Annotated in this window: 16 protein-coding genes; 8 read left to right on the top strand and 8 right to left on the bottom strand. The window is 50.5% G+C overall.

The window, feature by feature from the left end; translation table 11 throughout:
• Window positions 1-694: 694 nt before the first annotated feature.
• Complete coding sequence (locus ACZRMS_RS25830) at window positions 695-856, bottom strand: hypothetical protein (RefSeq protein ID WP_169873071.1); 162 nt, start codon at window positions 854-856, stop codon at window positions 695-697.
• A gap of 206 nt (window positions 857-1,062) precedes the next feature.
• On the opposite strand from ACZRMS_RS25830, the gene ACZRMS_RS25825 reads away from it, so the two are divergent.
• Window positions 1,063-2,199 (top strand): hypothetical protein, encoded by a 1,137-nt coding sequence (locus ACZRMS_RS25825; protein ID WP_169873070.1) that lies wholly within the window; start codon window positions 1,063-1,065, stop codon window positions 2,197-2,199.
• Between the two features lie 170 nt (window positions 2,200-2,369).
• Here ACZRMS_RS25825 and ACZRMS_RS25820 read toward each other — a convergent pair whose 3' ends face one another.
• From ACZRMS_RS25820 to ACZRMS_RS25790, 7 genes are all read right to left on the bottom strand, one after another.
• Window positions 2,370-2,639: a hypothetical protein gene (locus ACZRMS_RS25820; RefSeq protein WP_169873069.1), complete on the bottom strand. Its 270-nt coding sequence runs from the start codon at window positions 2,637-2,639 to the stop codon at window positions 2,370-2,372.
• A 197-nt stretch (window positions 2,640-2,836) separates the two neighbouring features.
• Window positions 2,837-3,223, bottom strand: coding sequence for a hypothetical protein (locus ACZRMS_RS25815; RefSeq protein WP_463997605.1), 387 nt, complete (start codon window positions 3,221-3,223; stop codon window positions 2,837-2,839).
• 39 nt (window positions 3,224-3,262) lie between these two features.
• Window positions 3,263-3,619 carry a hypothetical protein gene (locus ACZRMS_RS25810; protein ID WP_463997604.1) on the bottom strand — a complete coding sequence of 119 codons (357 nt, stop codon included), beginning with the start codon at window positions 3,617-3,619 and terminating at the stop codon, window positions 3,263-3,265.
• Window positions 3,620-3,726: 107 nt separating this feature from the next.
• Window positions 3,727-4,329, bottom strand: a complete 603-nt coding sequence (locus tag ACZRMS_RS25805) for a HipA domain-containing protein (RefSeq protein ID WP_463997603.1) — start codon at window positions 4,327-4,329, stop codon at window positions 3,727-3,729.
• Window positions 4,330-4,343: 14 nt separating this feature from the next.
• Complete coding sequence (locus ACZRMS_RS25800; RefSeq protein ID WP_463997602.1) at window positions 4,344-4,502, bottom strand: HipA N-terminal domain-containing protein; 159 nt, start codon at window positions 4,500-4,502, stop codon at window positions 4,344-4,346.
• The gene (locus ACZRMS_RS25795; protein WP_463997601.1) at window positions 4,492-4,740 is read right to left on the bottom strand and encodes a helix-turn-helix domain-containing protein; all 249 of its coding nucleotides are present in this window, start codon (window positions 4,738-4,740) and stop codon (window positions 4,492-4,494) included. Before ACZRMS_RS25795 ends, ACZRMS_RS25800 begins: the two co-directional genes overlap by 11 nt.
• A 219-nt stretch (window positions 4,741-4,959) precedes the next feature.
• Window positions 4,960-6,069, bottom strand: a complete 1,110-nt coding sequence (locus tag ACZRMS_RS25790) for a hypothetical protein (protein WP_463997600.1) — start codon at window positions 6,067-6,069, stop codon at window positions 4,960-4,962.
• 227 nt (window positions 6,070-6,296) lie between these two features.
• Between ACZRMS_RS25790 and ACZRMS_RS25785 the strand changes: the two genes are divergently transcribed.
• The 7 genes from ACZRMS_RS25785 (at window position 6,297) to ACZRMS_RS25755 (ending at window position 13,718) form a co-directional block, all read left to right on the top strand.
• A complete protein-coding gene (locus tag ACZRMS_RS25785) occupies window positions 6,297-6,920 on the top strand; it encodes a hypothetical protein (protein ID WP_169873063.1) in 624 nt (207 codons plus the stop codon).
• 15 nt (window positions 6,921-6,935) lie between these two features.
• A complete protein-coding gene (locus ACZRMS_RS25780; RefSeq protein ID WP_169873062.1) occupies window positions 6,936-7,964 on the top strand; it encodes a hypothetical protein in 1,029 nt (342 codons plus the stop codon).
• Window positions 7,957-8,457: a lytic transglycosylase domain-containing protein gene (locus tag ACZRMS_RS25775; protein WP_463997599.1), complete on the top strand. Its 501-nt coding sequence runs from the start codon at window positions 7,957-7,959 to the stop codon at window positions 8,455-8,457. Before ACZRMS_RS25780 ends, ACZRMS_RS25775 begins: the two co-directional genes overlap by 8 nt.
• Entirely contained in the window at window positions 8,454-9,887 is a 1,434-nt protein-coding gene (locus tag ACZRMS_RS25770) for a secretion/conjugation apparatus DotM-related subunit (protein ID WP_463997598.1), read from the top strand. Before ACZRMS_RS25775 ends, ACZRMS_RS25770 begins: the two co-directional genes overlap by 4 nt.
• Complete coding sequence (locus ACZRMS_RS25765; RefSeq protein WP_463997597.1) at window positions 9,884-12,637, top strand: type IV secretory system conjugative DNA transfer family protein; 2,754 nt, start codon at window positions 9,884-9,886, stop codon at window positions 12,635-12,637. The genes ACZRMS_RS25770 and ACZRMS_RS25765 overlap by 4 nt, the downstream gene beginning before the upstream one ends.
• A 101-nt stretch (window positions 12,638-12,738) precedes the next feature.
• The gene (locus ACZRMS_RS25760; RefSeq protein WP_463997596.1) at window positions 12,739-13,179 is read left to right on the top strand and encodes a PH domain-containing protein; all 441 of its coding nucleotides are present in this window, start codon (window positions 12,739-12,741) and stop codon (window positions 13,177-13,179) included.
• Window positions 13,180-13,394: 215 nt separating this feature from the next.
• Window positions 13,395-13,718: a hypothetical protein gene (locus ACZRMS_RS25755; RefSeq protein WP_463997595.1), complete on the top strand. Its 324-nt coding sequence runs from the start codon at window positions 13,395-13,397 to the stop codon at window positions 13,716-13,718.
• Window positions 13,719-13,926: the final 208 nt, after the last annotated feature.

Below are 13,926 nucleotides of genomic sequence, written 5' to 3'. Positions count from 1 at the left end.
ATATTCGCGCCAGCCGCTACAGCAGCAGCCCTGCAGGAGATGAAACCGCGTATACCCAAGAGACAGATCGCCCGATATTCGCGCCAGCCGCTACAGCAGCAGCCCTGCAGGAGATGAAACCTCGTAAAACCAAGAGATAGATCGCTCGATATTCACGGCTGCAGCTGCTGCAGGGGCCCTGCGAGGATCAAACCCCGCAAACCCCAGAGACAAAACTCGCGATATTCAGTGCATAAACTAGATGAGCCTGACCCAAGAGGCTTTACGCTCAATCTTGGCTTTTCACTTGCGCCACCGAGGCATGACGGCGCCAAGAGATGAAAACGGCAATAACCAAGAGATAGATCGCAACATATTCAAAAGTGGTCAGAATTCAACCAGTCGAAACCCACATATCCACAGGTAAAAGAGGGATGCCAAGAGATAAAAAGCCCCTTAATAGACCATGACCGAGAGATAGATCCGGCGATAATCGGTGGAGGGCACGCAACCATGACGTATTTTTCTAAAAAGCCGAGAGATAAATCAGCTGATATTCAGAACGTAAAAGAGACAAACCCCTGTTAAACCGAGAGATAAACCCAGCGATAACAAGGAGATAAATCACTTCTTATTCGGGTCCAGCCCCAATGAAGACTGGGGTTTTAAGAATCTCCCTTCTCTTCTTTTCTCCTTCTCCTTCAATTCTTTCATCTCACTGAAGCACACCAGCCTGGTCGCTGCTGCTGTCGAGATCATCGAGGTTGAAAGCCAGTTTGATTAGTTCGGAGTTTTGGGTCGCTGCGATCAGGGCGAGATCGCCAAAAACATCACAAACCGGCCAACAAATGAACCACAGGCTGAAAGTTTTTTTCAAGCAGGGTCTTTCGGCTATAACGCACGGCCCGCTGGGGGTTGAGGGCTATACGACGTATGGAGTCGCTCAGGAAACAATGAATAACGCCTGATTCATCTCTTGATTAAACGCCGTTTTATCTCTTACCCCTGTTGCGGGCCTGCGCCAGGGACGTCTATCGTTCGCTTCAATTGCTACGAGCCATCCTCCCCCAAAGGAGTTACCGGATGTCGAATCCCTCTGTTGTCACAGAAGAGAAAATCAAACTCTTCGGTAAAGAAGGCGCTTTCACGCCTAAACCGACACCTCCGGTAAACCGTCCAACTGAAGCTCTGCGGCTGTTCCAAGGCTTCTTGTGTAACAGTGATCTGGAGCGCAATGGTCTTGGGAATGTGATTGCTTTGTGGGAGCAGATCCCCAAGTACAGCGGCGAGCACCTGAATACCAAAGACGGCACGGTTCCTAACGATCACGTTATTGATTTCAACATTGGTGACCAAGCAGCCCGCATCACACTTTTCCCTGGCACCTACTACCCGAACCGGAAAAACTCCAAGCCGCAACGTCGGTATCCTGGTGTTAAAGAGCAAGCCGTTGAACAAGCCATCATTCACCATGCATGTCTTCAGGCCGAAACGCACTCGGTCAAGGGCGAAGTTGCTTACTACGTGAAGTTCTCCATCAGTGGCTTAGCCCGTACTCTGAAGGCGATGGGTAGCACCCTGAGCAACACGCAGATTCGCGAAGCGTTAGAGGTCTTGTCTAGCAGCATCATGACAATCGGCTCAGGCGAAAACCTGCTCAAAGACAACCGCGACCCCATCTTGCCCGGTTTTGAGCGCAACAAAGATGAGCTTGAGGTCTCAAATGGGGATGATGTGTGGAGGGTTAAACTCCATCCTCTGATCGCTCACGCAATCCTCAACGTCACCTATCGTCAATTTCCAATGGGGATCATTAAGAACTACACCCCACCTGGTGCATACCTGATCAGGTACATGCACTACATTGCCCCCAACATTTCCACATCGACGCCATTCTCGTTCAGGTTGTGTGAGATGAAGCGTCTCACTGCTGGACTGAACCATGTGCGAATAGCAGGGAGCATGGCTGCGCTGACCAAAGAATTGAACAAAATGAAAGTCGATGGATTGCTTGAGGATTATGACATCGAGGAGATTTTTCCAGTTCGTCGACCACGTGGGCGCCCCACTCCAATTGACTTTGAGGTGACCTTGTATCCAGGCAAGGAATGGATCAAAAACGTAAAAGCCGCTTCTACGCGGGTTTCTGTGACTGAGCAATCTCTCGGATTACGCAGGAGTGAGCGCGGCCAAAGGCAATTAACTTTGCCAAACTTCTGAAAATCCAAATGCCCGAGATCTGTGATCTCTTCCCCTTTGCATTTGGATCGTACAATCCGCGCAGTGCGCTTTTAGATCATTGTCCTTGTCTTACACGCTGATTGCTCTACCCCGCCACCAAGGCGCTAGGAAGCAACGCTTCCCCTAGGTTGCACTAACGCACCTGGCACCTACCGTTTGGGTTCATCGCCAGTCTTGCGAAGTCTTCGGACTAGATCTTCGATCTGCTCTCGCATGTAACCCATATTGGTTTGAGCAGCGATCAGCTCTGTCTCCAGCTGAACATTGCGCCAGCGAATTTTCTGGTAGATGTCGACCACACGCACGACACTGGAGCGCTCAGGTTCATCGAAGCGGGATGCGACATCTATTCGATTCTCCAGCCGATCCAAAATATCCGCAGGAATTTCAAACTCGTCATCAGATGTAAACCAAGACACAGCAAATGCCCCTACAGCTGTATAAAAACACAGCATGAGGAATTATGTTGTGCTTGCCAAGCCTATGGCATGGACATGCTGATTAACGGTTTTGCCATTGATGGCAACTGGACGCTGGATTAGCTGGGGCTCGCCATCAGGCTCAACTCAGGCAGCAGAGAGCATGGCCTGAGGTGTTCCATGGCTATTTCAGGGTATTACTGCTCGATTCCACGGTACTCCGCGTACCAGTTCCACCAGCGCTGCAGCATTAACAGCGCTTCGGGGTCTACAGGTTGGCTAGCTTCGGGGGTTTGCCTAGCTGTTGCTGTAAAATCCTGCTCGTTGTCGTCAGCAACCCGCCAATGAGTCACCCCTCCAATTCCCATCTGCATTCCCTGATGCCACCAGTTCGCGCCGCTGAGATGGAACCGACAGATGAACATATCGCCACCATACGCCGGGCTGTACACCACAAATCGCAGGTGGGAGCGGAAGTCATTCCAAGGCAGCGCATCGGTACAAGCCACCCACACCGGCCCCAATGCCAATACCAGCTCACCTGGGTTGATCTGCGCCATAGAGCGAAGGTCAGGCTTGCTCATCTGAGCCCGATAACTGAATCACCTTCAACTGCCATGCCATCACGATTTATTCCGAATGCGAGACAGCAATTTGTACTTTCGCTTCTTACTTGAAGCAGTGAGACATCGACTTGTAGTCGTCCTAAGCACGCGTGGGACCTCGCCATGGGTCTCTTGCTGCTCGAAGGACTCTCTGTGGCCACGATTGAAGCCTTTGCGGTACCAAGACTTACCAACCTGTTCAAACGCCTCCAAAAGCTTTGCACGCAGCTCCACACGCATTTTGGCGTTGTAATCCGGACTAAGCTCACCTCCGGTCAGCAACGCTTCGATGTCCTTAAGCGTTTTATTGATAGAGGCGCCTGCTTTTGATCCGCCATCATCAAACTCAATTTTACCGTCGTTCTTTTTGCCCACTCAGGGTTACCTCTACTCATCAGATTCAAGATTTAGCGTACGTATACGCACTAGGCCCAACGCGGAGCTGGGCTTGAGATGTAAGGGTCATGGCAGGAACAGCATAGTCACATGCCAGGGCCTTTCATGGTTGGAGCTGGTTTCTTATTCTCACCTAGGTCAACTGTGAGGGTCCGCTTATCCGACAGGAGACTGAGCGTCACACCTGCATTCCATGCTTCGCACATCTTGGCGCCAACAAGCTCAAATTGAGGGTTGTCCTCAATGTACTCAATCATTTCTTTACGAGCATCACTCACACCGTCAGCGATCTCCTGCATCGTTCTCTCTACGACTCGTTCGGACATACCGCACATAACACGGCCATACTGTGAAAGCCTTTTGTGCTTCGGAAATGCCTTACTGCCTTCCATGAGCATCGCCATCATGTCCTGAGGCTTGTAGGGAGTAGTCGTCACGATGTCGTACGCTGGCGCCAACTTGATTATCGCGTCATCACCAGTGTGGTCGTATATGAGGGAGGCATTTTTTCCGTGAAAATCACCTCCTTTAACCGCTGCCGACAGCGCAACGTTTTTGAAGAACTGCAGCAGCGATTCTTGGATCAGTGGCGGGTCAACCAATTGCTTAATCTGGCGAGCGCAGCCCTCATAACTACCATCGTATTTACGGTTTGAGGACCAACCCGACAGGACACAAAAATCTTCCATGCCCAAGTAGCCTTCTAATCGTCTCGTCGCAGAGGCATCGTCAGTGATACGGCTTGGCTGTCCTCAGCAGAGTTGCGATACCTGAAAGAGGTACCTTTTTTGGCAGTATCCGCTCGCGCCAACTCTCCAACCGAGACCCCTCGCACAGAGACATTTAAAGCTTTATTGGTCATGTAAGTTGGACTCCTTCAACTCGTCGAGGGTCGGGCGGCGGCGAACTGGTACTGCCGATAAGGTATGCCCAAGAAGGTTCAAAATGGCTTCCACCTTCCGTATACCAATCTCGGCAATCGTATTGTTCTCGATGCTTGAAATCGTCGAACGGCTCATGCCCAACTGGCTTGCCAGTCCGGCCTGACTCAGGCCCTTCTCTTTGCGTAGCTTTTTGATGGTTCTTCCGATTGCTTCCATATTGCACCGAATAGAATGCATTTATGAACAAATCTTAGCACATGACTCGTATACAGTGCATTGACAGGTGATTCATCGGGGGATTTTAAGAAGTATGGGCCGGTGTCGAAGGATGCTAGGGCTGCTCGATCCACTTGCCGCCGAAGCGACTAACGCCATCGAGTACAACGCAGCCACCCTGCAGGCGCTAGGCTTGGCTTGGCAGTTGGTGGGCGTCTCCTAGGTTCCTACTTGTGGTCCCGACCTCGAAGCATTGCTAGATTTGAACATCCCGCCAACCCGCTCAAGTAGATCGGTTAACATTTTCAAAAGGTTCTGAACGGCACCCTCAAGTCGCTCGTACAGCGATGCATTGTCAACGTGCAGCGCTTTGAGGATAGGCTCATGCTCATTCATAAAATCCTTGATGGGGTCTACGGCCTTGCGCAGTACGGCTCGATCATCGAGCCCCTTACCTACGCCTTTAGCCATGACGATTGCCGACAGGTCACTTAGCTTGTCGAGGTGCCTGGCGAATTCAGAGACTTGATCGGTATGGGTGGAGTCTGCGAGAAATGCTTTTAGCAAATCAGCTTTGCCAGAATCATTGAGACTGGCATCTGAGAGAGGTGACAACCCAGATTCCTTAAGCGCCGCGATATGATTACCTGCCGTGCGTAGCGCATCGGCAAGATCTGTTTCGGCCCGATGCTGGCTGTAATCGGCAACCTTGGCATTGACTCTACTACCTCCGAATGACAACAGGTTCTTGAGGCCACTAAGCCCACTTGAACCCAGCATGGCGCTGGGACTACCCTCACGCCTCGCCCCCGCCTTTGTCGGCACTTTCGAGTTTGCGGCATAACTTACAGGCTGGCGCGCGCCCAACACCGCACCGTCAGTTTTCGTAACTGACCATATATTGCGCGAAGTTGTTAACGGTTCGGTGCCAATGACGTCCCCATGACTGTCGAGAATATCGGCATCAACGGTTACGATCTTGCTGCCCTTGAAATCAAGTTGAACGATGTCGCCAATTTCACTGGGACTGGTCCTCATCGCCCGCTCCAAATCAACCCCCCAAATCGACTTTTTCCCTCTTGGCGTTTCAAGGGTGACGAAGTAGCTCATCTTAGCTCGGGGGTCATTGTTGTATTTAGCCCGCCCATGCTCCAGCAAAACACCTTGGTAGCTACGGTGAGTGGCACTTTGCTCATGCACTCCTCGCATGAACTCATGGACCAACTCGTTATCTTGGTGGTGGAGCCGTTGAAATTCGTCCGCTAGCCGCTCTGTCCCCTGCCCAGTAGCGGCATCCTTCCCTAATTGGTAAGCCTGCTGGAGCAGCATGTCACGAGCACCCTGTAACTCAGCTCTGTTAGGCATAACACCTCCAAGTTGTTTGGTTTATCCAACGAACACACCGTCAAAACCCAATTCTTTTGAGCATAACCCAGCTCTAAGCCTTGAGTTTAAAGAGATCTACGTACAATCCGCGCTCAACGGCAACGCCTACACATCACTAAAATTATCACGTACAGTATTACGATACATTTTTTTTGGTGCAGAGCGCATTCATGAGCCAGTCCAATTACCCCTTCGACACCTTCAGGCGGTTTTCAGAGGTGCTCGAATTCAGAGCTGGTCAAATGGGCGCAAAAGCGTTTTCGTTGGGTAGTGAAATCGTTAACGCCGCAGTGGCTGTGGATGAGGCTGGTCCGTTGACCTGGGCGTTAGCAATTCACGCTGATGCATTGGCTCGGCTTGGAGGACTGTCACCCCATGGGGCGAACATGTTGCCCTTCACCATGGTGGAAGATGACAGCTCCCCTTACGGCAATCTTTGTGTAATGCAGAGTGGGTCAATCAATGCCAGTAAGGGTATGGCTCTGCTTGATTCAGCTCTGGAACACTGTATCTGCGTCGGTATGAAAGACCTCGGATACACGCCAGAAGAATGGCTAGCGCTACCAAGTCATCAACAAGTCATTCCTATTGAACCCTATCTAGAAAACCTCCAAACGCAGTGGGTAACCGAGGCACTAGAGTCGAATGACCGAGTGCAACTCGTGATAAATCTGCCGAATCTCTACACAAAAACCTTGCTTCAACAAACCATGCTTGATCAAAGAATGGGGACCGTTGAGCAACCTGAAAAACCACAAATTAGCAGGGCCGTTTCTTTCGGCTCTATGCGATAAGGATTACACACTCTTATGGATGAAAATTCCCGTAATAACCACGGCCTATCTGATGCTGAATTGGATGCTCAACTAACGGCCTTAAACATGGAAGACGCTCTAACAAGCCGACAAACAGGGAGGACACCGGAAGGCGGTTTCAAGGCCAACGTGAACGATGTGATTGCAAATGCTTTTTTGCAAATCGAGCAGCGGTCAGAGCGGGACGAAACCGTCGATGCCGCAGTGAAAGCTGCAGCCCATGGCGTTAAGGTGCTCGCCCCTATTTTGCAAGCAGTAAGCAAACACGGTGCCTCTCCCGAGCAAGCGAACACGCTGATGGGGAAAGTGCTGATGCGCACAAATGTAGGCACGAACAAAGTGCTGGAGGCATATGGGCTGCGAGAAGGCGAGGCGCCAGCATGGCTTTCAGCCACAGTCTCGGGCCAAGTGATCAAGCTGATCACCAACAGTCTTGTTGAGGGGAATACGTCAGTCCTGGACAAGCCAGATGACAGCTTTATTCAGCCCCTGATCGACTACGCGCAAGCGGCAACCAAACTCGGCGCCGTCGCTTACCCTTCAGCGAGCCCTGACCTTGAAATAGCCAACGCTCTGATGATGGCCACATGTAACGTCATGGCCGAGTATCAGTGCTTCAACTACTTTCACGCCGACTCGAAGAAAATTGCTCAGGAAATAAGCACTTACTTCAATGAGCGTGTAGTTCAAGGCACCCTCGACGACTTGACTGATCGCTTCACCCTCAAGCCTACCGAGCGCTCCTACATGGCGAATAGCCTGCTCAGTAGTGCCGGGGAAATGATGGCGCAGTCATGGAAAGCCGGTATCACAGATACGATTGCAAACCTGCGAGAAATGCCAAAAGAAGCACGACAAGAAGCAACCGTAAACGGGTATCCGTTATCTGCTGTCATTGAGCGCTTTGAATCCGTGTATCAGGGTATCGAGCTTTCCTGTGAAAGTGCCATTCGCACCCTGAATCCTGGCCGCGAGTTGTCGAAAGCAGCCATGGATCAAAACAAAGAACAGCGCCTTGGCTAAATACCCTCTACGCGCCTGTCTCATCGCTTGCGTAGCGGCTCTATGGGTTGGCAGCTCTTTCGGTGCCGACCGCATTCGCCCGCTAAGCACTCAATGCATTGAGCGGGCGTCTGCCAAATATGGAATTCACACTGACATTCTTTTTGCAATTTTGATGGTAGAAGGCGGAACTGTGGGGAGGGACAGTAGGGCGAACAGCAATGGCACCTATGATATAGGGCTATTTCAAATTAACTCGATGCACCGCAAAGAACTCGCATCAATTGGAGTTGATGAACAGCGACTACGTAATGATGGTTGCGTCAACGCAATGGTAGCTGCGCGCCACTTAAAAAGTGTTATCACGCCAAGCATACTGGCTAACGTTCGAACTCAAGATGACTATCTTCGAATGATTGCCAATTATCATTCAGCAACTCCGAAATTCAACAAAATCTACGCTGATAAATTATTGAAAGCGTTTACCAAGCTCTATGCGAGTGATCAAAAATGAAGAACGAACAGAATCCAGCGAGCGGGCTAATTGAATTTGGCGTGTTTCTAGTTCTCACAATTGCTCTCGTATATGGATTATGGTGGGCATTGCGCCCAATCATAATGTGGTTCAGTTTTTACTCCTCTTTTTTTGTTTTCAAGTATGTGTATGCGCACCTTTCTTTTTTAATGACAGATGCTGAATACAGCTCGCTGATTAACTCGCTTAAAAATATTCCAAAAATCAAACCTTCTGGTTATGGGATAGAAGCGCTTTACAAACTCTTCTTGTTGCATGGCTATGTCCTCAGGTGGCCCGTCGCGGCATTGATGATTTACTTTGGCTGGAAGACCCGCAAAGGTATCAAACGGTTTAAATACCGCAGGCAGATTAACAACGTATATGACCTTATAGAAATTCAAGCTGAGCACTTCCCCGCTAGCGCGATCATTAAAGGGAAAAACTTGCTGGATATGCATCTCTATGATGGGCCATGGCGTACTTATGCCATACCAATCGACTTTGGATTAGACAACCAACTTCTTTGGACGCACGCTAAAGGAAAAACAGGGGTTTTGGACCCAAAGGCAAGTGTGGATGAGGAAAAGATGATCCCCATTCCGCCTTTCAGCAAAGATGAAAAGCTTCAAGAGTTTAAATATAAGCGGTCAAAACTACCCCACTATCGGTATACCGCTCTCAACCTTCCTCGCGCCAACAAGGCATTTTCTGCTCAGTTAGGACCATTGTGGACAGGGTCAAAATCACTGCCACCGATGGAAAGGGGGCTTTACGCAGCGTTCTGCGCTCAGGCGGCTGGTAACGCAGGCGAAGCTATGAAGCTGATTAACCAAATGGCTTTTTCGTTCGTCGAGGCAAAATACGATAAGGCTTGGAACCCCACTACGCCCCATCACTGCGACATTACAGGCGCCGATGAGTTAATCGCCAAGTATGAAAGCCGTGAAGACATAAAGGCAGTCGCGGACATACACGCCCATCGCTACAACGTCTTGTATGGCGTTCTGGATCTTGCCCGCTCCAATGGGCGGTTGTTCCACTCAAACTTCTTATGGTTGCGCCCCGTCAACCGCACCTTATTCATCCTTCTCTGCTCCCATGGTGGCCAGTGTCCTTACTGGGAGGTTGCTGGTCTATGGGCTCACTATCAGGTCGAGCACCTGATGAAGAAGAAACTGCTTAAACCAGCGGTGGCCAGCGCTGTATATGCGTACCTGGACACCATGATGAAAGAGCATTGGATTGATCCTGGCGATTACAGCGAAGACGCACAGCGCCGCATGGTAGAAGACGCAAACAAAACCATCAGGGATGCTAATGAGGCCTCAACCGGCCCTGTTAATTCGACTGGATTCGTAGCCCCTCAGAAGCAACAACGCACACAAAGCGCGCAAGCACGGAAGCCGCAAGAGGACGATGAACCATGAGTGCGAAAAGCTCAATTATTCAAAAAAGCCAAGAGATCAATCTTGAAAAGGTTGTAGTCGATCATCGATCTTTTTACGGGAAAATTTGGGACGCTTTTCAACAGCCAAACATTCCTTTTATTTATGCGTGCCTAGTGGCGCCTATTCTGATCATTTTCCCTGCTTGGTTTTTTCTGTTTGCAGTCGTTTACGCAATCTTGCAATTGGCCGTGAACATCAAGCCTGATGTGTTGCCAATTCACTTGCCACTGGGTGCTGACATACCAGACAAGCACGACCCCAAACCCGGCGTTAATCGTGGATGGTATACATCACGTGGCAGCTTTTATATTGGTTTCTGCCGAATTACCATGCTCGAAATATGGGCAAACTTTAAATCGTTAACGCAGCACTTCATTTTATTCGGCACAACAGGCGCGGGAAAAACTGAAAGCATAGTTTCTTATATAGTCAATTATCTAAGCGTCGGGAGCGGCGTAGCGTTCCAGGATGCAAAAGCTGCACCTAAAGCAATGTTTCAAGTTGCAACTTTCTGCCGAATTTTTGGCCGCGACTTCGACTTCCGTGTCACGAACTATATCAAAAGCCAGAATCCTGAAAACGTTGACCCAGCATCAAGAAGCTCGAACGATGCTGGCATATTTGCTAGAGGCACACCCGACTCCAATACGCAGCTCCTGGTATCGCTTATGCCGCCAAGTGGCGGCGATAACAAGATCTTCTCAGAGCGAGCCATTGCACTAGTTGCCGCAATCATGCCTGGACTGAATGACCTGCGGAATATGGGCAAGCTCCAGATTGACCCTGCTGTCATTCGTCGATTCATGGGATTCAAAGATTTCGTAGGACTCTGCCACAACAACTTCATTGGTAAGAGTTCCCGCGATGCGTTGGTAGGTTACCTGAGTTCACTTTCTGGCTACGACGAAAAGAAGCCTATTGATAAGCAAAACGAAGAGGTCACCCGTCAATTCGGTTTTGCTCAGGCATATTTCACACGAGCGCTGGCATCTCTCTCGGACACCTACGGCCACATCTACCTAACTGGTCAAGGTGAGATCGACTATCAGGACGCAGTCTTGAATGGCCGAATTATCATGACGCTTCTGCCTAGTATGGAAAAGTCAGGCGACGAGCTGGCAAACCTCGGCAAAATCGTTTTGACTGCAACACGTAACGGTATGGTTGTCGGGCTCGGGACCGTGTTTGAAGGCAGCGCTGAGAAGGTGGTCCATAACCTGCCAACTAACTCAGACATCCCGTACGGCATCATGAACGACGAAAATGCGTACATGCTGGTTGAGGGTCAGGAGATGATCAACGCCCAAGCTCGTGGCCTCGGGTTTGGCGTGCTTACTGGGACGCAAGATGCGCCTGGCATGCTTCTCAACATTGAAAAAACAACCAAACAAATCCTCGCTAACTCGGCATTCAAGCAAATCATGTACTTGGATGACGACGACACCACAAAGCTCGCGTGTGAGCTATCTGGGGAAGCCACTGTTCTCGAACGTGGGCATTACAGCATTGAGGGCTCCCTCGGAAATATTTACGCCTCTCAGCAAGTGAATGTTGGAAAGCGCTATCGCTTGAACCCCACCGCTATCCGTAAACAGGGGCTTGGCCAAGCCTTCATCATGTACCAAGGTGACATCCACCAAGCTCAAGTTTTCAACCACGGGATTCAGGAAAAGAGCGATGACCCAAAGATGTGCTACCTGAAGCATTGGTGGCCCGTACGCATGGCGAAAGTTCACATCCCATCCCAGCTTGAAATTAGCAAGCTTGTGGAGATATGCCCGCTGCCTGAGTGGGTTGAACTCGGTGAAATGATTAGCGACGAATCGCGGTCACTCCTACGCGAGATGACCATTTACTTCGGCTCGATGATTGCCATACGTGACATTCAGGCACGAGTAGCAACAAGCCCTGAACTGAAAGCCGTCAATGACGAGATGATGGCTTCTGAGATGTCTGTTCAGCACTTGGATGTGCTGGGCAACCTCGATGCTGGGCTCGATTTGGAAGATGAAAATGAGGAGCTGAGTGGTGTCCTGGGGGCTATCCATGGCGCGACCATAAAAAACCCTAACGATGTCGTGAGCCTGTTCATAAAGTTGGCCGAAGACAGGGACGCGCCAGAGAACATGATTCGCATCGCCGCCAGCCAATCCGGCATTGGCGACTTCCTCAACAGTAACCAAGGGCTTGATCTCTCCAAATCCGATGATGATTCCTCTGGATCAGGATCTGCAGGTGGTGGCGGTTCGAATATGCCGCATGCATCGACCGATGAGTCAGTGGACCAGATGCTCGACTCCTACTTTGATGACATGCCGGAGTCCATACCACTTGAGGCCTATCAACAAGGCGAACCAACCCACGATTTCAACATCAGGCATGGCAACAACTCAGCCGTTGCTGCTGAGGGTTTCGATGACAACTTCGCCGATGAGGTAGGGTCTGGCTTCTCATCTCGTGAAGACAAGTCGGAGATGGCTTTGGTTGTAGAGCGCAATTTAGCCCTCATGCCGTGGATGGCGAATGTGGTCGACTACAGTGCAACCCGAAACGATCTAATTGAGACCGAGGCGTTCTTCAATGGTGATGACCTCGAAGCTGCGCAAGAAAGTGTCGATACCGGCCTGGATCTCCTCGCCACCCGAATGAGTTACCCAACAACACGGATGGACGACATGACCACGCCGAATCTGAGTTTGATTCGGTCGCTGCTGGAAAAGCCTAATTGACGCCGATAGCCCCTCAAAGCGAACGACCCTTGGGGCTGTTCGCTTTTTAACGTATCGCTCCTCACGCACCCCTCACAGCTCCTCTACGGCGGTTCATTCCTATGACAGATCAAACATCGAACGCACCCTTGCTCTATAAACCAGAAATGCATTGGATTGGAATAGCTCTGGCCATAGTGCCATTTTTAGTGGTTGCCATTGTCATCAGCCTTGGCCCGCCCTACCCGTTTCTCTGGCTTTTATTTGTGCCTTGCTTTCCTGCTTTGGGGAGTGCGCTGATCACTTTCTTCTCCACCAGAATCGAGCTGCACCCAAAGCACTTGACGTATGCCAGCGGTGTTTTTAGACGCCTGACATTTGAGTTGCCCATTACTCGGGTCGAATCGGTTGTCATGGATCAGTCGCTGCTGGGTCGTTATCTTGGTTATGGGCAGGTAACCGTCATTGCCATTGGCAGCACGCCGGTTACAACGCCATGTATCAAACAACCAGCCAAATTTCTCGAAGCCATGCAGTCGGCCATGGCTCAGCGTGTTGAGTGAGGCTGACTGGCAGAGCGTCTTTGCTCGTACCCTGCATGCAATGCAGCGGCTATTTTCGGATTGCGACTATCGCCCCAGTGGGTTGTGAATCTGTGTTGGACCGCCCATTGCTGGTAGGCAGTAAAGCTGGGGGGATATGCTTAGTGTGTCTGCCTGGTGCCACTCACACCGCCTACAGATAAAACCAATTGTGTGGGTCCAATCGAGTGAACGCTATGACCCCAGAAAACTTGGAAGAAATGTGGAAAGCAATTGAGCCCGTAGCAAAGCAAAACTTCTTTGAAGGCTACAAGGCTGGGTTCGGTGCGGGAGAAGCCAGCGGGTATCTCAAAGGTTTGGAGGCTGGATTTTTGGTTGGCCATCAACAAGGTAAGCAAGAGGGTTTTGAGCTAGCTCTGGACGTCTGTAAGCCTGCAGTATCAGACGGTCTGCGTCACGGGTCTCCTGTGTGTGGATACCTGATGCAGACCTTCAAACAAGACTTGCCTGATTATGTGACCGACGAAGAGTTCGCGGTAGAGCTTCTGAAAGAGATGTAACCGACGCCAAAGATAGGCCAGTGCAATGCTGGCCTATTCATCCTCCCCGAGCCGAATAAGCCCAGTTCACCAGACAGCTATGTGACCTGTTTGCAAAGCTACAACGACCTAGGGAATCTCCGAACAAGTTTTCAAATGTGCTGAAATACGCCTGACCACCTGATCCGAGCCGCCTATGAGCCAGATGAGCTTTTCCGATTTCGAATAC

The organism is Pseudomonas sp. B424 (genome assembly GCF_055408345.1).
Note: the sequence above shows the minus strand (reverse complement) of the source record. Positions and strands in the feature narration are given on the sequence as shown.